Consider the following 18,587-nt stretch of genomic DNA (forward strand, 5'->3'; position numbering starts at 1 on the left):
GAGGAAGTCCTTATTTGTTTACTTAAAATCGGTTTTTCATCATAGAAGAAGGCCCTCGAAACGAAAAACGTTCCGAGGGCCTTCTCATTTATAAAGCTGAGTTATGTCCCAGCCTCTTTTTATTTCTTCTTTTTCCGGCTATCACCGGTTTCCGGTCAAATCTTCCGTCCGTTGAATCCGGACAAGACCCGGCGGACGATGCGGGAACGTGATCGTCAGTCCCGCAAATCGGCAACTGTCATTACTGTTTTGTGCCCGGATGATCCAATCAATCGTTTCCTGCCGTGCCAAGGCGTTGCGGACCCGGTTTTCGACTTGTTGTCTCGAAATCCCTTCACAGGAGACTTCCGTCAAATAAGTTGTCTCGTCGGACTCGAACTGTTTCCAAATCCCTAACAGCAATTGACCGACGGCACTGACAGGCGTTCCGTCCGGCTCCCCCGCCCCGACCGCTTCGTCGAGTCGTTCGATGGCTTCCGGTGCCGTGTCCCCAAGCGCTAAGATCCGTCGCGATCCTTGCTGCATGATCCGGAACCGTTTTTGTCCGTCGTCAAGCCACAAGCGCTGGGCGAACGGATTGACCGGAATACCGTGGAAAAACGTTACCGTCCCGCGCCAGGCGAAACCGAACGACGGATCGTAAGCCTGCATGACGGCCATCACCTGTGCAAGAAATGATTGCACTTCCGTTCGTTCCGCCTGCAACTGCGTCCGGACATCCTCGAACTCATGGAGCGGGACAGCCAACGGAATCCGCGTGAACAATTCGCTCTCCGGTACACGGTGCGGTGCGAGGACCGTTCCGTCAAGCCGGTAATCACTTGCCGGACGACCCGTCCGCCCGACGAACAGTTGCCAGTGGTCTTCAACTGCTGCGAAGGCATAGGTCTGATGGGCAAAGGACGGCGCGACGAACAGACCGGGGAACGGTTCGAACGTAGCAATCCGAAGCGGTTCACCGCCGTTCCACTCCTCTTCGATGACGCGGACGAGCTGTCCGGTCAACGAGAGTGTATCCGTCAGATAGCGGCCGGTATTGCTGTAAAAACCTAAAATATATTCCCGTTCTTCCTCTTCAAACGTCATCATCGTCATTTGAAACAGGGACTGGACCTGTGCTTCGGCAAACAAATCGTCGACGCTTTCCGGATGATGGGATTCGATGGCCACCATTTGCCATCCCATCCGTTCATATAAGTTGATCGTGATCGGGAAAAATAAGAAAGCACCATGTGTGGCTTCAAGTTTCAGGATATCCTGCATGGCAAGCCGCTCGATCCGTAAATCAAATCCCATCCGTTCCAGATGATCTTGCAAACGTCTTTTCCAGTGCGTGAACTCCATCTTTTTCCCTCCTTCTGCTTTATGCGCGTTTCCGAAGCGGATTTTTAGACCAGTAGAGATAAAGACCGACTAATCCGGCAATTCCGATCAGATACGCCGGGGTGCCACTGACTTGCATCAGGACGACGGGATTCGGAACAAATTGGATCAGGACAGCTTTGTACGTCGCAAACAAGATAAAGCTGACTAAAAATTGAATCCAGACCCGTTTTTTGACGTCGCGGATTTTCGGCGACGTGATTAAGATGGACATCGCATCAATCAGGAACAAAGCGATGATCGAAAATAAAATGTAATCTGCGAGGGCGAACTGGAAGATCCCATCGATTCCTTCGATGAAGATAAACATCAAAATCGTCGAAATGTAATTCCGCGTCCAACGCTTTTGGGTTTCGATCCGCCGTAATTCCGGAATCTCGGCAATCATTTGATTCAACCGTTCTTCCGGTGATTGTCCGTGGACGGTTTCAAACGGTTTTTGCAGGCGCTGGGCTTCATACAGATCCGCTTGGAGACGGCGTTCGATATCCGTCCGTTCCGGTTCTTCGACGTTCAGGTTCAACCGTGGTAACAATGACTCTAAAATACGTGTGTTGGCTTTAGTAAGTTTCAAGCGAGATCCCCCTTTTTCACGTTTAAGTATACCGGTTTCAAGGAAAAAAAGACTACCGGGAAGATGACGATTACTTGACGAATCGTGAATAAATATTCAGAATAGTTAAAAAGGTGACACAATTTTCAGAAAAGGAGGAATCCAGATGTACCAAACATTGACGAATACGGCGCTGATCGCTTTACTGACGAGCGTCGGGATTGCCCTGCCGTTGGCGCATACCGAAAAAGAGGCACAAGAACCAATCCCGTTACAAACGAACCAGACGGATGCGGAGTCGGCAACGACCGAATAAAAGCATGCCCCCTTTCCCTGATGAACGGAAAAGACGGGTCATGCTTTTTTATCTTGAATTTCCGGGCATCGTGACGCTTTCCTCCACCTCGACCGTCCAGGCCAAGATGGTCGTGCTGTCCCGGACACCAAGCTGCTCGATTGTCGTCAGTAACGTCTTAACGCCGGCTGTTGAAGTGTTCAGAATCGTTTCCATCTGTTTTCCGTCCTGAAACGGGGCTCCCGGACATTCAATCAATCCGTCCGTCGTCAACAACAGCTGATTGGTTCCCTGCCGCAATTCACGAATTCCCCGCCCATAACACGGAACCGGTAAATCAAATGTATTGACCCGTCCGATCCATTCAAAAAATTGCCGCTCGTTTAATTTGTATTGCAGATGTTTACTTAAATCAGGATGGAACAGATAAGCGACGACATCGCCGACCGATAACCACCAGACATATTTTCCTTTCCGGACAAGAAACAGACAGGCGGTCTCGCCCTGTACGTCTTGACAAGCGGTCCGGAAGGCTTCGTTTTGCAACAAGGATACGACCTGCTGTTCGAGCACGGAGAACATCATTTCTAGAGGTTCATTCAGGATCCGTTCGATTTTCGCACGATGCGCGGTAAAGTAGTCGGTCAACAAGACGGCACTTTCCGCCGTATCATGTGCGTCGAGGAGCATGGTCCATTCCCAGTCCTCCCCGATCCAGACGACACAACCGTCCTCATTTTTAGTCTGTCCGGAACGGCTGCATCCTCCGAATCGTCCGACCGTGATCGGTCCGACCGATTCAATGGAGATGACATCGACGAACGGTGTTTCATTGCCTATCCAAACTAAATCCGTCATTACTGTTGTGGCCCCTTTCAATCTGCCTGTTCCCTATCTGGTCATCCGCCCTCATGACACAACCGTTAAGGGGTCGTGACAAACGGTTGAACGAACAAACGCAGACGTTTTTCGTAATTCCCGGCATTTTCGGAATAGGTCATGCCGTGACCCGCTCCGCGGACCGGATACAATTGTTTGATCCCGGGTTTTGCCTGATACAGCTCATAGACCATCCGCGGTGGAACAATCTTGTCCTCCGTTCCCTGGATGAACAACGTCGGCACCATGATCCGGCTTGTCTGCCGCGTGACGGAAACATCCCCGTAAAAGAAGTCCTGTTCGACTTTATTCAAGATACTTGCCACGGCAAGCGACGGACCGGCCGGATACGGCAGATTTGCTTTGGCAAGCGACTGGAGCCAATCATCCAGACGGGTATATGCGCCTTCGGCAATGACGACCTTAACTTGTTTTGGAACGGTCGGCTCTCCTGCTGCGAGCAGCGCCGTCGCCCCTCCGACACCCAGTCCGTGATAGATGATGTGACGGGTTCCGGTCTCCTCAATCAATTGATTGGTCCACTCGATCAGATCCAGCCGGTCAAGCCAACCATAATTTAATGGTCCTTTACTGCCTCCCTGACCGCGGCGATCCGGAACAAATACGTTGTATCCGAGCTGTTCCTGATAAAAGCGGATGAGCGGTTCCGTCTCGGAGGAACCGAAGCGGACATCATCAGCGAGAAGCACTACCGTCTTATCGGAAGCGGGAGAAGCCGGCAGGTAACGCCCGACACGTTCTTCCCCGGTCGTTTTTAATTGGAGGGTTTTCACATCCTGCCGCTTCATCCATGCCTGATCCGCTGTGTCCGGATTGGTTTGCTTTTCAGGGAGGAGACGAGAACGGTCGGACGCTTTTGTTAAAGTTTGCTGTAACCGGTAGCCGTCATATCCGATCAGACCTCCGATTCCGAACAGGATCAGCAAGAGTATCAAAATCCATTTGCGCACCATGTTCACTCCTTTTGTCGTCTGTTTCTTTCAGAAGCTATTCGTCATCCGACAGCCGTGTCCCTGCCGGTGGAGCCGGTGGTTTGAGAAAAGTCTGTTGATACCAACGCAGTACGTCTTCAAACTCCGCCTGTGTAAAATAACCGGCATGAAAGACACTTGAACCGCGTAATGTAAGATGAAACTTCAAAATATCTTTGTGCTCCAGAAAACGGGACACGTGGCTCGAGAAGGCTTCAATCTTGAGGCGCGGCGCATAAATCGTTTCCCGGTTGACCAGTTCCTTGCGTAGAACAAACAAATCGTCCTGATGCCCGTAACGGGTGTTTTGATAGCCGGACCGTGCGACCGCGTAATAAACGGGCAACAGCAGAATGAACGGTAATCCGAAATATCGGAAAGGGTCCGGTAACGTATACAGCATCGCCACGTTCAACAGAAGTAATCCCAGACTGTAGCCGAGCAGCGGCCAGCGGACGATGTAAAAAAATCCCCGGTCGACAGCCCGTTTCTGCGGATGTTGCAATTGAAAACGCGGTAAAAACCGGCTCAAAAAATCGTCGATCTCACTCGTGCGGATAAAAGGGTGCAAGAGTAACTTTTCTTCTTCACCGCTTGCGGAGATAATGTGTAACGAGAGATGTGCCCGTTTCAAACGCCGCTTGATCCAGCTTTCCTCGATGACCAGCGCCTGCACCTTATCTTGATGAAAGACGATTTCCGTCCGGTTCAAGAGGCCGTATCCAATCGTCATCCGCTGTTTATCACGTGTCGCCCGGAAGGAACCATACCGAAGGACGAAAACCAAAATCGAGCCAAGGTAAATCAAGAGTAAAAGTATTCCGCCGAGAATCAGCAAAATCATAAGTGATAAATGCAACAATTCGTCAAACGCCCGACTGATGTATTGCTCAATGAACCGGTTGGCGAACTGATAGACGGCTCCGAATCCGACGAGTGCAAGACCGAGTCGGCCAGATAACGCGCCTGCCGTTACCAAATCTTTTAAGCCGACTGTATAGGTGACGGCTGTCTCCGCATTTTCGGCAGGTGGCAAGACCGCTGTGCCGATCGTTGATTTCAATTGTTTGGCAAACTCGAGCCGAACCCCTTTTAATTCGACTTCCGGTTTGCCGCTGTCGGATGAAGTTTCGACCGTCAGTGTCGCCAAACCGAGAATCCGCTCGAGCAGGTTTTGATTGATGCCGATTGACTCGATCCGTTGACGTTGCGTCGTCCGCTCACTTTTGCGAAAAATTCCTTTATTGACCCGAATCGATTGTTCATCAATCGTGAACGTATAAAAGTACCAAGAAATGATGCCGAACACGAGTAAAAAAATACTGACGACGATGACGCCAATCATCGTATACATACCGAATCCATCATTTTTCAAATCATTGAACAAGATGACGGCAATCGGAATGACGAGTGACCGCAGTTGCGTCAAGGTCGTCATTAAGATGAACAATGGGTGAACCCGTCGTGTCATAATGACTCCTCCTCTTGTTCCTCAAGTTTCGCGAAGCGTTCAATGCGTTGTCTTAAGATGCCGGCTTGTGTGACTTCCAGTCCGGGTAACTCAATTTGACCGGACGCCGTATGGACATTCATGTTCATCAAGTTTAACCGGCGAAGCAACGGACCGGACGATGTATCGATGATTTGTACTTTGACCAGTGGCGTCACGACGTGGCGTAACACAAAGATGCCGAATTCAACGACTAAAAATTCATCATCGACCCGATATTTAAAATACCGTTGTCTGATCTTCGGGACATACACGAACTGAAATACAAAGAACACCGTCCACAGACCGGCCAAAATCCACATCCACCAGGGAGACAGATCGAGCCACTTAATTTGAACTACGGTTGCTGTTCCGATGAGCAACAGATAAATGGTATACTTAATACCGACGTATTGACGTTCGGCGGTCACCGAGGCATGTGGCAAACGTTGCCATCCCTCGGTCGGTTGATTTGGTTGCATCCAATCCCCTGCCTTTCCTTTTTCCATACGGGAAGAGACTTGCTCAAGTTTCACTGTCATCAAACAGACGTTGACATTTCGCTGCGAATCATCGCATATATAAGAGAGTAGAAATGTATTTCAAGGAGGAACCATGCTAACATTTGAAGAAAAATTAAACATCATCGAGACTTTCCCACAACTTGTCCGGAAAGAAGTCTCGCTTAACCGTGTCAATTTCCACTTCCCGGAAAGTCAGTTCGAGAAAAAAATCGTCGTCTATCATCTTCACCCGAACGGCAACGGTTTTGTCTACGCTGCAGGATTGCCGGGATATGAGACGGACCGGAAAGGTTTCGTCAACATCCGTGAATTCTCCGAGCCCGCTTTAATCCTCTTGTTACAAGATGCGATCAAAGCACTGGAGACGGTCGAAACGGTCGAAACGCTGGAAGAAACATGGATCAATGACAACCAATTTGAGTTGACGTTGTTAAACGAAGACCTCGATACTTGGTTGGTATACGCGGGCGACTTGCTTGACGGAGCGTTTAATTCGTATAAAGAAGCAGCGAACTACCTTGAAGAAGAAGGATTCCGCCGCAAATAAACATTCAAAATGAACGGGACTGTCAATCAGTTCCGTTCATTTTTATGGTCAGGCGATTTAATGTCTGTTTGACCAGTTCCAGATCTTCGTCCGATACACCCAGTAATTCTTTTAAAGCGAGCGGAATTTGTTCGGCTTCTTTTCGAAGAGCCTGACCGTCTGCCGTCAAGGTGATTTGGATGTGACGTTCGTCCGCCGGATTTTTGACCCGTTCGACTAAGCCGGAAGCTTCTAATTTTTTTAATAAGGGTGTCAATGTTCCCGAATCGAGGTGCAATCGTTCCCCGACCGCTTTTAACGACTGTTGATCCTGCTCCCACAGGACAAGCATGACGAGATATTGCGGATAGGTTAACCCCAGCGGTTCAAGCAAGGGGCGGTATCGTTTCGTGATCTCCCGGGAAATCGCATAAAACGGAAAACAGAGTTGTTCCTCCAGTAATAAAGGATTCGGCATATAAGTTCCTCCTTCAAGCATAATAGTTGCGTTCTTTTATAGATTGTATACAATCTAATTGTAAGCTACTTAAATTAATCAGCCAACCCGAAAGGAAGTTATCATTATGAAACCAATGTTCACATCATCTGCCACAGCTGTCGGAGGCCGTGACGGCCGCGTCGTATCGGAAGACGGTATCTTAGACGTTGCACTCGCCATGCCTGTACCGGGATCTAAAAAGCAAGCAACCAACCCGGAACAATTATTTGCTGCTGGATACTCGGCTTGTTTTGATTCCGCGTTAAACCTTGTCGCTCGTAAACAAGGCATCAAGCATGATGGCAGTGAAGTAACGGCACATGTCACACTTAATGAAGCAACAGACGGATTCACACTTTCAGTAGAACTTGATGTTCTTGTCCGTGGTGTTTCAGAAGAACAAGCTGCGGAGCTTGGTAAACTCGCCCACAGTGTTTGCCCTTACTCACGTGCGACAGCTGGAAACATTCAGGTCGATATCTTCACACGGACGACTGACTCAGAATAAGCATACCACTCCTCCTCCTGCTTGGCGTATTTCGCTGACAGGGAGGAGTTTTTTATTGTTTTTGATGGAATTAAGCTTATACTTTTTGCTTTTTAATTTATTTTTACATAAGAATTACGGTATACGAAATAAATAAGTCTTCTGTTTAAAAATCACACTGTCTTCTTCACAGTGTGATTCCCTGAATTGTTCGGTTGTTTCATTCATTTTAACTGATTGACGGAAAGGATGACCAATTCTCCGGAGACAATCATATAATAGGCATCCTCGAACCGGTGACGCACTGCCTGCTCACCGTCGTACACCGTGACCATCGGTTCAGCATCCGTCCCGATCGATTCATGGAGGTAAAACCGGTCGCGCAGCACCCGCTCAAACGGGTCACGGTCCAGATAACGGGCACCGGTCCGCAGATTCATCACTTCATGGTGCTGATCCGACCGGTCATTGACGATGAAAATCGTCGACTCGACATCATCATAGGTGAAGTCAAGCGGTTCAAAATCACTCCAGCGAATCCGTTCCCGCTCCGTAACGGCCGATTGTTCCTTGATTTCATAAAACACTTCTTCATTCAGGCGTTCCGTATAGGCACTAAACACGAGATGACCATCCTGTTCGCCCAGATACTGGACGGTATCCCCTTCCCCGTCCAGCCGCAACAACGTCCGAAAGGAGAGGTGTTCCACTCCCTGTTCGATTTCCGTGACGATCGTCGTAAGCGGTGCAATCAATAAACTTTCCGAATGGTCGATCGGATCTTCCGGGGAGATGACTCCGCTCTCCAGCGCATCGTAAAAGGAGAACTCATCGAGCCGGGCATTGCAGACGATATAATCGGCATCCGCTAACGTGACGAGGAAAAAGTACAGTTCACGGTAGTTTTCCGTGATTCCGTACAACCGTTCATCTTTAATCGGATGCTGACGCGTCGTCTCGATGTCATACAAAAAGGCTGTTGTCCCCTCATCGACATGTAACAAGACCATATACCGCTCATTCAAGACCCAGTAGAGCGTTAAATCGCCTCCGAGGCGCCACGTGGCAAGGTGCTCACTTTTTCCTGAATGCAGGTCAATCGCGATCAATTGCGTCTCGCCGCCCTCTTCCCGGTCTTTTTCATTCAGACAATACACTTTTCCCTTTTTGACGAATGGCCGGGTCGGTCCGTGGTCCTGCAACACTTCCGGCGTCAGATCGACCTGTTCTTGATCCTCTAAATCAAACCGGCTGATATGAAATTGACTGTCGTTGAGTCGGCGGCGGAAATAAACCGATGATGGTGTGACATGTAAGATATCAGAATGATCAGCTGGCAACGCCCGCGCGTCCAAAATTTCCATTCTAGCACCCCTCCCAGATGTTCTACTCTGTCTTTCCCACGAAGCGTCCTCCTTGAAACAGGGTCCTTCCGTGCGTCCGGTGAAAACGAGTGCTACAATAATGTCAGAAGAAGACATGACAAGGAAGGTGAATTCCGTGCAATCACAGGACTTAAATACGATGATGCTCGAATATGTCAATGACAAGGAAGACTATGATGCCTTTGCCGATAAATTAAAAGTCTTATTATCGGAATTGCTCGATGCAGCCGGCATCAAATACCATTCGATCGTCGCCCGGACAAAAGAGTCCGACAGCCTGTACCAAAAAGTGTTACGGCAACCGAATAAATACCAATCGCTCCGGGATGTGCACGATTTGACGGGAATCCGGATCGTGACGTACTTTCACGATGATGTCCGGGAAGCGGCCCGGATCATCGAAAATGAATTTTCAATCGACCGGGATCAATCCGTCGACAAATCCACATTGCTTGATACGACCGAGTTCGGTTATCTGTCGGTCCATTTCGTCGCCGCCTTAAATGAACAGCGGCTTGCGCTCAGTGAATACGGCCGTTTTAAGGATCATACCGCTGAAATTCAAATCCGGTCGATCTTACAACATGCCTGGGCCGAAATCGAACACGATTTAGGGTATAAAAATCCGAACAGCGTGCCGGCGGAAGTCCGTCGCAGTTTTAGCCGGGTTGCCGGACTCCTCGAAATCGCCGATCAGGAATTCGTGAATATCAAAAAACAACTGAAACAATTCGAAGACGAGACGGTCCAACAAATTTTATCGGATCCTCATAAAGTCCGCATCACATCGGATAATTTAAACTATTTTATCGACCATTCCGCTGTCATCAACGATCTCGACAAACAACTAGTCACGTCCCAGATGATGCTCGATTCCGATCAGCAGTTGATCAATGAACTGATCCGGATGTTCCATTATGTCGATATCCGGAATTACGGAGAATTGATTGAAGCTGTCGCCGTCCACAGCCCCCTTGCCTTGAAGTGTGCCCAGGTCATGCCGAACCCGTTCCTGCCCCGCCAAGGAATCGGCATCGCCTATATCTGTATGGCCGTGACGATTGCCGGGAATGACCCACACCGGATTGACTACTTCTTCCGCCGGTTCTATCCAGAGCTCCGGAACGTCGACGACATCATCAAACAAGTCCAACCGTTAACTAAACAGATGATTCAAGAGAAAAATATTGATTAAACTAAAATTTTTCACTATACTAAATCTCGGAAGAAGAAACTACGGTATGGAAAGAGTGAAACTATGGCAACTACATTAGAAGTAGCAAATCGCGATCAGTTGATCGTGGATACAGAAAAAGGATTACGGATGAACTACCGCGCTATCAAAAAAGATGTCCGGAGTATGTTCACGACTTACTTGACGCGAAACGAATTCTTTATCCTGAAGTCGCTTTGCACAAGCAGTCCCCAAATCGCATCGGCTTTATCCAACGAATTTCAGTTTTCAGCGAGTATGATCACGGCACTGGCCGATGAGTTGACGAAAAAAGGGCTGATTTCACGCGAACGAAGTGAACTCGACCGTCGTGTCGTCGAACTCCGGGCAACGGAAGACGGGATTGAACTGTACGGGAAACTTGAAGCAATGAAGATGGAATACCTGTCGGACGTCTTCGCCGACTTTTCGGATGCCGAACTCGATACGTTCCGAACATTATTAACGAAACTCGAGCAACAAAATTAATCTCGTTCCCTTCAGCCTGACTGGTTGAAGGGTTTTTCTATCGATATCATATGCGAGGAGTGACTTCAGATGACAGCTTTTCTGATGCTTGAGACTACGCAGTTACGGATTCAAGGTGCCGTCGATCCATCCGGACAGGATACGTATACGTTTAAAGTGTTTCGCGCAGACGACGAAACCAGACTCGGAACGGTGAGCGTCACAGCCCTTCTTTGTCAGGACGTCCGGACAGCACATGTCCATTGCCAGATCAACCCGCTGTTTTTACGACAAGGTCATGCCACCGAAGCACTTCCTGTTGTGCTGGCATTCGTCTTCAAAAAACTTGATTTTCAACAGGTTGAAGCTTCAATCGCTCCGGACAACGAACCGGCACTCGCTGCCGCTTCTCGGCTTGGGCTGCAGTTCCGCTACAGCGTATTACCGGATGAACAGCCGCATCGTCCCCTGACCTTCGTTTATCATCATCCAGACAAAGTATCTTCTGAGGTGAATTTCGACCTTGCTGCCGTCTCGCGTCTCCGTCAAGCGAAACAGTATCACGCCGCAAAAGCTGTCGTCGCCTCTTACCTGAAGCAGGCTCCAGACGATCCACAAATTCATTACCAGATGGCATGGTGTCACGACAATCTGGGGGAAGAAGCCGCGGCTGTCCCACATTACGTCGCTGCCATCGAACAGGGTTTGACTGCTCCCGATTTACAGGAGGCGTACGTCGGACTCGGCAGTACGTACCGCGCCCTCGGCCGTTACGATGATGCTTACCGGACGCTGACGGAAGGACTCGTCCACTTTCCGCAGCATGCCGTCTTGCAGACGTTTTTAGCACTGACGTTACATAATCTCGACCGGTCGGCCGAAGCAATCGAACGGTTGATCGGAACGCTTGTCGATACGACAGAAAATCCGGACATTCACGCGTATGCCCGTGCCCTGCGCTTTTATGCCTCTCGAGTCGACGAGACCTGGGACGGGAACTGAACTAAAAAAACCGTGTCCTGACCGAGTCAATCGGTGAAAGGCACGGTTTTTTCTGTCGAACGAAAAGTCCGCTCAGACGATCATGTCCGGTCAAACGTCTCATACCAAATCGGGACGGCACACTCAAACCGCCGGTGATCGGACAACACACGTTCGAGTCGCCGGCGCATCTGGTCCATTTCCTCCGGTGCATGCCGGCTTGTCCAGACGATTGATGAAATACAAGCCATCGCCAGATAGACGCTGTAGACACGCCAAAACAGCTCTGGAACGTCTCCTCTGAAATAACCGTCGACTTGACCGACCGCAAATGCAATACTGTCGTCGACCTGAAACAGTCCCATTTTGACGAAATCATGCCACGGGTCGCCGACATCCTGATTCGAGAAATCGATCAGTCCGACAAGGTGTTCCCCGTCCGTAATCAGATTTCCGAGATGAACATCATCGTGTTGCAGCCGGTTCGGCCGTCCCGCGATCAAATGGAGGTTTCGTTCGATGAAGGACAGAATGATTTGATCGTCGGTCAACGGTCTTTCTTCTTGGTACAGCGCAACATACCGCTTGTGTTTTTCGAGGCAACGGACCGCCCACTCCGTCGCCCGGGGCACTTCATGCTGATGGATCCTGTGTAACAAGTGGCCCGTCTCCTGCCCGAGTCTGTACATCTTGTCCCGACTGAGCGGCAAAGACGCTTGGATTGTCGTACCTTCGAGAAAACGATAGTGGCTGTAACAGACAGCTCCTGCCGGAATCCGCTTCAAATGGAGTGGTTCTGGGACCGGCAACCCATCTTGTCGCAACTGTTGCAAAAGCTCAAACTCCCGCTTTTTCCGCTCAAATAACGCCAGCGGAGCAGTATGAATGATGGAAAGACCACTTTCGTCGCGCGCCGTGTATTTCGGTGAATCAGTATAGCGCGTCGGAAGACGGTTCCAGTCGGTCAAGGACCGGAGCTCCGGTTCCGCTTGCAAGATCTGTAGCCAGACATCCATCCGCGTTCCCCTCCTCTCTTTGACAATACTAAAAACAGCAGGGAACGTTCCCTGCTGTTACGATTCGGACGGTTGTCCGGGAATATACGCGGAAATGATTCCTAAAAGATCCGCATAGGCTTGTTCAAAATCGATGTTTTCAATCATATAATCGTAATGATCACGCTCTTTCCAGGCATCGGCGTAATCGACGAGCCGCGCTTCGAACTCCGGTGTATCGCCCCGCATCAGCAACCGCTCCTTCATCAAATCCGGCGGAACGGAGACGAAAATCGTAATGACGTGATCGGCAAACAACGTTTTGAACGCTGTCGCCCCCTTCGGATCAATATCCTTGATGACAATTCCATCGGTCGCAAGAATTTCTTCATACGCCTGCCGCGGTGTCCCGTACCAGGCCCGGTGGACGTGGGCATATTCAATGAATCCGTTCTCCTGAATCAATTGTTGGAACGTCTTGACGTCAACGAAATGATAACTTTCCCCGTCGTGTTCCGTCGGACGTTTTGGTCGTGTCGTCACGGACGGAATAAAGCGGACCCGTTCATATTCCTGGCGTAATCGTTTGATCAAGGAAGATTTCCCGCTGCCCGATCCACCAATCAACAGAATGATTTTACCTGACATCGTTCTCCTCCTTTTGTTGTTGCACTGCCATGAAATAGCTCGAAAAGCGAAGTGCAAATTGTTCGAGTTCACTGTCTTCGATCACACCGTAAATGGGGCGGATGACGACAAGATACCGGTCATACGTTAAAATCCGGGATACGTCATTTCGAGTCATCTGCACATTTTTTTCAGGGTAACTCGCGACGTAATACCAATCGACGGCAATACGCGTCGGTGTCGGACTGGAATAAATCCAAGTTTGGTTCGAACTGTTATGCTCGATCGTACTCGTTCGGTTAAACCGTTGTACCATCTTCAATTCGGTTTTCGCATCGCGGAGTCCTGCCTGAAAATCATTTGGTCGTGTCACCGATTCCTCCACCTGTTTCGGTTTGGGTGCCGGCAGACTGGCAAAACCAATCTGCAGACCGATGACGAGTGCGACCAATGACGCTAAAATGATAAACAGATGCTCCTTCCGCATGACGCTACCTCCTTATGGGATGGATAGACTTTTCTGAAATGCTTGTGGATCGTTGACGATGACGGCGTCAATCCCGATCTCGATCATCCGTCTGACATCGTCAGCCGTTTTCGGCGTATAGACCCGGACTTCAATCCCGGCTTGATGGGCCAGCATGACATCTTCTTTCGTCACCCGGCGGTAATCCGGATGAATGGCCTTGGCTCCGAGCAGGATCGCTTGTTGTTCCGGATGATACAACGGATACGGATAGAGAATCGCCGTCTCGATCGTTGGATCAAGTTCCCGGACGGTTGCGACCGAATAATGATTAAACGAACTCAGAATCAGACGGTCGTTCGCAATGCCGTGAGCGCGACACCGTTCGAGTGTGTACGCTTCGATGCCAGGATACCGGATCGTGTCCGTCTTCAGCTCGATATTGAGCAGAAGTTTTGTTGGTGCAAGCAGAGTGAGTACTTCGTCAAGCGTCGGAATTGTCGTCTGTATCGGTCCGCCGTTCCCTTTGAACCGTGCTCCCGCATTCAGTCGCTTCAATTCAGCCAGTGTCAAATCAACGACCCGTCCCGTTCCGTCCGTCGTCCGGTTGACCGTCTCGTCATGAATGATGACACCGACTCCGTCGCGCGAAAAATGAACATCAAATTCAATGCCGTCGACATATGGGATCGCTGCTTCAATCGCTTCGAGCGTATTTTCCGGAAACCGATCACTCGCTCCGCGATGGGCGAACCACTTCATCATAATGCTTCGACGACCCGCGTATATTTCGCCGTCAGGTAGTCGATCAATGGTTGGACGGAAATCGATTGTCCAGTCGCCGCTTGAATCAATTCTGCCGGAGTCTTTGCTTTTCCGTGCTGATGAATGTTGACGTTCAGCCATTCCTTGATTGGTGCCAGTGTTCCGTCAGCAATCAGTTGATCGACATTGGCAACATCACGGCGCAACGCTTCGTTCAGCTGAGCGCTGTAGACGAGTCCGAGCGCATAACTCGGGAAGTAGCCGAATGATCCGCCGGACCAGTGGACATCTTGCAGGACACCTTTTGCGTTAGACGGGACATCGACTCCGAGGTATTCCTTGTAGAGACGGTTCCATTCCGCCGGCAGGTCTTTGACTTCGAGTTCACCCGTAATCAGACGTTTTTCGAGCTCATAGCGAATGATGATATGCAGGGCATACGTCAATTCGTCCGCTTCGATCCGGATCAGCGATGGTTTGACTTCGTTGACCGCGGCATAAAACGTCTCAAACGGGACATCCGTCAAAGAAGGAATCGCTCGTTGCAGACCGGCATAGCGGGCTGACAGAAAACCTTGGTTGCGGCCGATGAAGTTCTCAAAAAACAACGATTGCGATTCATGAATCCCCATCGAAGCTCCTTCACCGAGTCCGAGCGTATCGAGCTCCGGAGCGATGCCTTGCTCATACGTTGCGTGTCCGGCTTCATGCATCGTTCCGAAAACGGAATTGCGGTAATCATTTTCATCGTACTTCGTCGTGACACGGGCATCTTTCCGGTTGATCGTCGTCTGGAACGGATGAACGGTCTCATCCAGTCGCCCGGCCGTAAAGTCATAACCGATGTCCTGTAACCATTCGTGATTCAATCGAATCTGTGTTTCGCGGTCGGCTGACCAGTCGAGTGTCGGGAATGTTTTTCCGTCGAGCTGTTTTAACAATGTGATGATCGCTTGACGGAGTTCCGCAAACAACGGATCAAGTTCCGCGACCGTCATGCCTGGCTCGTAATCATGGAGTAACGCATCGTACGGATGGTTGTCATACCCCCAGTACTCAACGAACTTCCGTTCCATCTCGACGATTTTTTCCAAGTATGGTGCAAACAAGTCCCAATCATCCGCATCTTTCGCCTTTTCCCAAACACTTTCCGCTTCTGAAATCAAGGTGATGAACGTCTGGTATTCCGCTTCCGGAATCTTCGAGTCGCGGTCATATGCTTGTTTCGCTTTCGCGTATGAGACCGCTTCGACGCCTGTCAACGTCTCTTGGCCCATCGCTTCGAGTAACGTCTGATACGCTGTCCCCGTCCGGCGGCGGAAACTTTCCGTCGACAGGAATCCGATTGATTTCGAACGGTTGTCGGCCGATTGTTCCGGCATGTATGTCCGCATGTCCCAGTAAAGTAACGCGACGGCTTCGTCGTATGCCCGAAGCGCCTCAAAATGGTCACGCCATTGTTGTAAAGTAGTCATTAAAATGCCCCCTTGAGCTAAGTATTGGCTGTACATTTTCAGCATATCACAAAATGTTCAAAACTTTCACACAGGAGTCGTTTTATGAAACCATCCCCGCTTAAACGTCGTATAATATAAAAGAAGAGAAAGGAAGTGGCATGTGTGAAGACAGATTCCGAACTGGCTTGTGCCATCCGGCTGACGGAGACTCCGGAAGGTTACACGGTAACGTCCCATCCGGACGAACTGGAGTGGATTGGAACAGGCCGCAGCGCCTTTGTATTTCGCATCACCGGAACCGACCGGGTCATCAAAAAGTTTTTCCCGTCGCACCGACATCTTGCAGCAATCGAAGGATCGATTTACGAACAATTGGATTCGTTTGCGACGTACGCCAAACAGTATGAATATGGTCCAGACTACCTCGTCATCGAATACATCGAAGGACAGACGTTGTTCGAATGTTTGATCAGCGGCACGCTCATTACGGACGATGTCATCCAAACCGTCGATCAGGCTTTAGCAGAAGCCCGCTCGGTCGGCTTGAACCCATCCGACATTCATTTACGAAACATCTTGTTGACGCCGACCGGCACGCGAATCATCGATGTCGCACGGTTCCGGCAGACGGATCCGTGTACGCAGTGGGATGACTTAAAACGGGCCTATCAGTATTTTTATGCGAAACCGTACTTCCCGAAACGCTTTTCCGAATCCTTCCTGAACACGATCGCGGACGTCTACAAGGGACGTTTGTTTGAGTCGATGCGAAAGACAGGGTAAACCAAAACGACCGACAATCCAGTGACTGTCGGTCGTTGTTTTACATATAACTTCAATATTTTAACTGAAATGGAGTGATTTTCAAATGAAGCGTTGGCAAAAAATCGGGCTGTGGATTGGTGGATCCGTACTCACCTTGTTCATCGTCTTACCCCTGCTGTCTCCGGTCGTATTTTCGAATGAGACGGAGAGCGGTGCCATCCGGCATTATCTGTATGAAGCGGGTCATCCGTACCAAAGTTACACCGCCATCCTCGATAAACGAATGCTTGATCCGGAATACGGTCGGATGTATGATGTCGTGTGGTACGACTATGACAGTGAAACCGGCATGACCCCGACGATCTGTTACAGTAAAAAAACGACGCAAAATTATACAGTCAGCTGTGGAACGGGTCCTTAACGGATCCGTTTTTTATTTGAAGGAGCGTTTTCTTGATGTTTCCCTGTAATTAGAAGTGATGGATCCAGGATGTGAAAATAGACTTTCGTTACTCTGTGTGGAATTAAATATTAAATACGGCATTTGAAATAAAATTAGCGGACTCGTTTTGGTCGGCAGATGGCTGCGAGGATTGTCAGCAAGATAACAAATCTTTTTTTCTTGAACGTTCTTTTCATCACGTTTTCCTCCTTATAATATCGCGTTGGCAATCAACAGATCGATTTTTCGGACATCGACTTTTTTGTTGAGATTGATTTTGATCATTCCAGCCCGGGTGAAAAGTTGGACTTCCGAGTTGATGTCGAACATGCCACCGGCGTTTTCCGTTGAATACATGTTGATCGACTTGTAGGGAATTGAATAGACTTCGACCTTTTTCCCTGTCAACCCTTGGGCGTCCCGGATGATCAGCCGGTGTGTCGTAAAAATCGCGACGTCCCGGATCGTCTTATAGGCGGACAACGCCTCTTCCCCTTGAATCAATAGTCCTTGCACGTCTTGCGGGATGTCACACTCCGAAACGAAGGTCCATGCGAGTTGGCTCAGTGGATTGCTCATCAAACATCGCCTGCTTTCTGCTTTTAATTTTGCTTACCTGTCTAGGATAGCCGATTTCCCTGTCTGTACCAAGTCATGTAAAATTATCCGGCTTCACTCGCGAAAATGGAGCCGAAACAAAATCATGCCGGCGAGCAGGACCGCCTGTCTCTCAAGATCGGGGACATCAAACGTCAGCAGGTGCCGTTTCCGGTGACTTGTCGCAATCGTTGTCTTGTTGCGCCTCACTTCAATCCGTCGGGATAACCGGGGCGACCGGATGTGATACGTCTCGCCACGGTACGTCATCTTTAGTACTTCAGTAAATTCAACGGCATGCCGGACCGTATTTTCAGTTTGGATGTCACCGACGGTTTCGCCGCCCTCTTCGATCGTCCACTCCGTCTGATTGCTCCACAGTCGTTGACCCGCTTTTTCCTCGAACCGGAGTTCGCGCTGCGAAAAATCAAAATCGAGATTCAGAAAAAAATTTTCCACTTTCGGAAAAGCGACGAACCAGCGGTGCCAGGCTTGTTCAAACGTCCGGCGGTAGGAACCGACAATCGTCTCCGACCGGTAGATCTGTTTGATGCCCGTCGATTGACGGTCACTGAGCAGCGAAGTGTAACCGGTTCCGCCTCCGTTAAACGCGGTATCCCGTTTTTGCTGCCACCGCTCAATCCAAAAGAGCAACAGGGCCGCCGGGAGAAAAGCAACGAGACTCCCCCACTCCGTGATGCGGAAAATGTCAAAATACAGTCCCCGCGCCGTCAGGGCAACGACACCGAGTACAAACATGCCGATACAATAGACCATTTCCCCGCTCCTTTCCTGATAA

The 18,587-nt window shown here is 49.7% G+C and carries 23 protein-coding genes; 8 read left to right on the forward strand and 15 right to left on the reverse strand.

All coding sequences use genetic code 11. The features are described from left to right. Positions 1 to 141 precede the first annotated feature (141 nt). Complete coding sequence (locus R7V76_RS10375; protein ID WP_318092413.1) at positions 142 to 1,344, reverse strand: hypothetical protein; 1,203 nt, start codon at positions 1,342 to 1,344, stop codon at positions 142 to 144. 19 nt (positions 1,345 to 1,363) lie between these two features. Beyond that, on the reverse strand, positions 1,364 to 1,957 hold the full coding sequence (locus R7V76_RS10380) for a hypothetical protein (protein WP_214849191.1): 594 nt from the start codon (positions 1,955 to 1,957) through the stop codon (positions 1,364 to 1,366). A gap of 145 nt (positions 1,958 to 2,102) precedes the next feature. Between R7V76_RS10380 and R7V76_RS10385 the strand changes: the two genes are divergently transcribed. Then, entirely contained in the window at positions 2,103 to 2,252 is a 150-nt protein-coding gene (locus R7V76_RS10385; RefSeq protein WP_012370495.1) for a hypothetical protein, read from the forward strand. A 48-nt stretch (positions 2,253 to 2,300) separates the two neighbouring features. Here R7V76_RS10385 and R7V76_RS10390 read toward each other — a convergent pair whose 3' ends face one another. The 4 genes from R7V76_RS10390 to R7V76_RS10405 all read right to left on the reverse strand — a co-directional run bounded on the left by R7V76_RS10390 (position 2,301) and on the right by R7V76_RS10405 (position 6,073). Continuing rightward, positions 2,301 to 3,089 carry a protein phosphatase 2C domain-containing protein gene (locus R7V76_RS10390; protein ID WP_318092415.1) on the reverse strand — a complete coding sequence of 263 codons (789 nt, stop codon included), beginning with the start codon at positions 3,087 to 3,089 and terminating at the stop codon, positions 2,301 to 2,303. A gap of 65 nt (positions 3,090 to 3,154) precedes the next feature. Beyond that, positions 3,155 to 4,084, reverse strand: a complete 930-nt coding sequence (locus R7V76_RS10395; RefSeq protein WP_318092416.1) for an alpha/beta hydrolase — start codon at positions 4,082 to 4,084, stop codon at positions 3,155 to 3,157. Between the two features lie 34 nt (positions 4,085 to 4,118). Continuing rightward, entirely contained in the window at positions 4,119 to 5,573 is a 1,455-nt protein-coding gene (locus tag R7V76_RS10400) for a PH domain-containing protein (RefSeq protein ID WP_318092418.1), read from the reverse strand. Next, on the reverse strand, positions 5,570 to 6,073 hold the full coding sequence (locus R7V76_RS10405) for a PH domain-containing protein (protein ID WP_318092419.1): 504 nt from the start codon (positions 6,071 to 6,073) through the stop codon (positions 5,570 to 5,572). The genes R7V76_RS10400 and R7V76_RS10405 overlap by 4 nt, the downstream gene beginning before the upstream one ends. A 133-nt stretch (positions 6,074 to 6,206) precedes the next feature. On the opposite strand from R7V76_RS10405, the gene R7V76_RS10410 reads away from it, so the two are divergent. Continuing rightward, complete coding sequence (locus tag R7V76_RS10410; RefSeq protein WP_012370500.1) at positions 6,207 to 6,662, forward strand: hypothetical protein; 456 nt, start codon at positions 6,207 to 6,209, stop codon at positions 6,660 to 6,662. A 22-nt stretch (positions 6,663 to 6,684) separates the two neighbouring features. Here the strand turns inward: R7V76_RS10410 and R7V76_RS10415 are convergent, their stop codons facing one another. Beyond that, positions 6,685 to 7,119, reverse strand: coding sequence for a MarR family winged helix-turn-helix transcriptional regulator (locus R7V76_RS10415; RefSeq protein WP_318092421.1), 435 nt, complete (start codon positions 7,117 to 7,119; stop codon positions 6,685 to 6,687). 106 nt (positions 7,120 to 7,225) lie between these two features. Between R7V76_RS10415 and R7V76_RS10420 the strand changes: the two genes are divergently transcribed. Continuing rightward, positions 7,226 to 7,648, forward strand: a complete 423-nt coding sequence (locus tag R7V76_RS10420) for an organic hydroperoxide resistance protein (RefSeq protein ID WP_012370502.1) — start codon at positions 7,226 to 7,228, stop codon at positions 7,646 to 7,648. 203 nt (positions 7,649 to 7,851) lie between these two features. Here the strand turns inward: R7V76_RS10420 and R7V76_RS10425 are convergent, their stop codons facing one another. Next, positions 7,852 to 8,991: a Six-bladed beta-propeller, TolB-like protein gene (locus R7V76_RS10425; protein WP_318092423.1), complete on the reverse strand. Its 1,140-nt coding sequence runs from the start codon at positions 8,989 to 8,991 to the stop codon at positions 7,852 to 7,854. A 136-nt stretch (positions 8,992 to 9,127) separates the two neighbouring features. On the opposite strand from R7V76_RS10425, the gene R7V76_RS10430 reads away from it, so the two are divergent. The 3 genes from R7V76_RS10430 to R7V76_RS10440 all read left to right on the forward strand — a co-directional run bounded on the left by R7V76_RS10430 (position 9,128) and on the right by R7V76_RS10440 (position 11,695). After that, positions 9,128 to 10,207, forward strand: a complete 1,080-nt coding sequence (locus R7V76_RS10430; RefSeq protein WP_318092425.1) for a GTP pyrophosphokinase — start codon at positions 9,128 to 9,130, stop codon at positions 10,205 to 10,207. A gap of 63 nt (positions 10,208 to 10,270) precedes the next feature. After that, positions 10,271 to 10,714 carry a MarR family winged helix-turn-helix transcriptional regulator gene (locus tag R7V76_RS10435; RefSeq protein ID WP_014970479.1) on the forward strand — a complete coding sequence of 148 codons (444 nt, stop codon included), beginning with the start codon at positions 10,271 to 10,273 and terminating at the stop codon, positions 10,712 to 10,714. Positions 10,715 to 10,783: 69 nt separating this feature from the next. After that, positions 10,784 to 11,695 (forward strand): tetratricopeptide repeat protein, encoded by a 912-nt coding sequence (locus R7V76_RS10440; protein WP_318092426.1) that lies wholly within the window; start codon positions 10,784 to 10,786, stop codon positions 11,693 to 11,695. Between the two features lie 80 nt (positions 11,696 to 11,775). Here the strand turns inward: R7V76_RS10440 and R7V76_RS10445 are convergent, their stop codons facing one another. The 5 genes from R7V76_RS10445 to R7V76_RS10465 are packed head-to-tail and all read right to left on the reverse strand — an operon-like array spanning position 11,776 to position 16,002. Further along, a complete protein-coding gene (locus R7V76_RS10445; RefSeq protein ID WP_318092427.1) occupies positions 11,776 to 12,690 on the reverse strand; it encodes a phosphotransferase family protein in 915 nt (304 codons plus the stop codon). Between the two features lie 57 nt (positions 12,691 to 12,747). Further along, the gene (locus tag R7V76_RS10450; protein WP_318092428.1) at positions 12,748 to 13,317 is read right to left on the reverse strand and encodes a guanylate kinase; all 570 of its coding nucleotides are present in this window, start codon (positions 13,315 to 13,317) and stop codon (positions 12,748 to 12,750) included. Further along, positions 13,307 to 13,783: a hypothetical protein gene (locus tag R7V76_RS10455; RefSeq protein WP_318092429.1), complete on the reverse strand. Its 477-nt coding sequence runs from the start codon at positions 13,781 to 13,783 to the stop codon at positions 13,307 to 13,309. The genes R7V76_RS10450 and R7V76_RS10455 overlap by 11 nt, the downstream gene beginning before the upstream one ends. A gap of 12 nt (positions 13,784 to 13,795) precedes the next feature. Next, positions 13,796 to 14,527, reverse strand: coding sequence for a glycerophosphodiester phosphodiesterase (locus tag R7V76_RS10460; protein ID WP_318092430.1), 732 nt, complete (start codon positions 14,525 to 14,527; stop codon positions 13,796 to 13,798). After that, positions 14,524 to 16,002: a carboxypeptidase M32 gene (locus R7V76_RS10465; protein ID WP_318092431.1), complete on the reverse strand. Its 1,479-nt coding sequence runs from the start codon at positions 16,000 to 16,002 to the stop codon at positions 14,524 to 14,526. Before R7V76_RS10465 ends, R7V76_RS10460 begins: the two co-directional genes overlap by 4 nt. 144 nt (positions 16,003 to 16,146) lie before the next feature. Between R7V76_RS10465 and R7V76_RS10470 the strand changes: the two genes are divergently transcribed. Beyond that, the gene (locus R7V76_RS10470) at positions 16,147 to 16,767 is read left to right on the forward strand and encodes a serine/threonine protein kinase (protein WP_318092432.1); all 621 of its coding nucleotides are present in this window, start codon (positions 16,147 to 16,149) and stop codon (positions 16,765 to 16,767) included. Positions 16,768 to 16,852: 85 nt separating this feature from the next. Further along, a complete protein-coding gene (locus tag R7V76_RS10475) occupies positions 16,853 to 17,170 on the forward strand; it encodes a hypothetical protein (RefSeq protein WP_318092433.1) in 318 nt (105 codons plus the stop codon). A gap of 231 nt (positions 17,171 to 17,401) precedes the next feature. On the opposite strand, the gene R7V76_RS10480 is transcribed toward R7V76_RS10475, so the two are convergent. Together R7V76_RS10480 and R7V76_RS10485 are read right to left on the reverse strand one after the other, a co-directional pair. Beyond that, positions 17,402 to 17,770, reverse strand: a complete 369-nt coding sequence (locus R7V76_RS10480; RefSeq protein WP_318092434.1) for a PH domain-containing protein — start codon at positions 17,768 to 17,770, stop codon at positions 17,402 to 17,404. A 93-nt stretch (positions 17,771 to 17,863) separates the two neighbouring features. After that, on the reverse strand, positions 17,864 to 18,565 hold the full coding sequence (locus R7V76_RS10485) for a hypothetical protein (RefSeq protein ID WP_318092435.1): 702 nt from the start codon (positions 18,563 to 18,565) through the stop codon (positions 17,864 to 17,866). Between the last annotated feature and the right edge of the window lie 22 nt (positions 18,566 to 18,587).

Source organism: Exiguobacterium artemiae, assembly GCF_033342815.1.
Classification (GTDB): domain Bacteria; phylum Bacillota; class Bacilli; order Exiguobacteriales; family Exiguobacteriaceae; genus Exiguobacterium_A; species Exiguobacterium_A artemiae_A.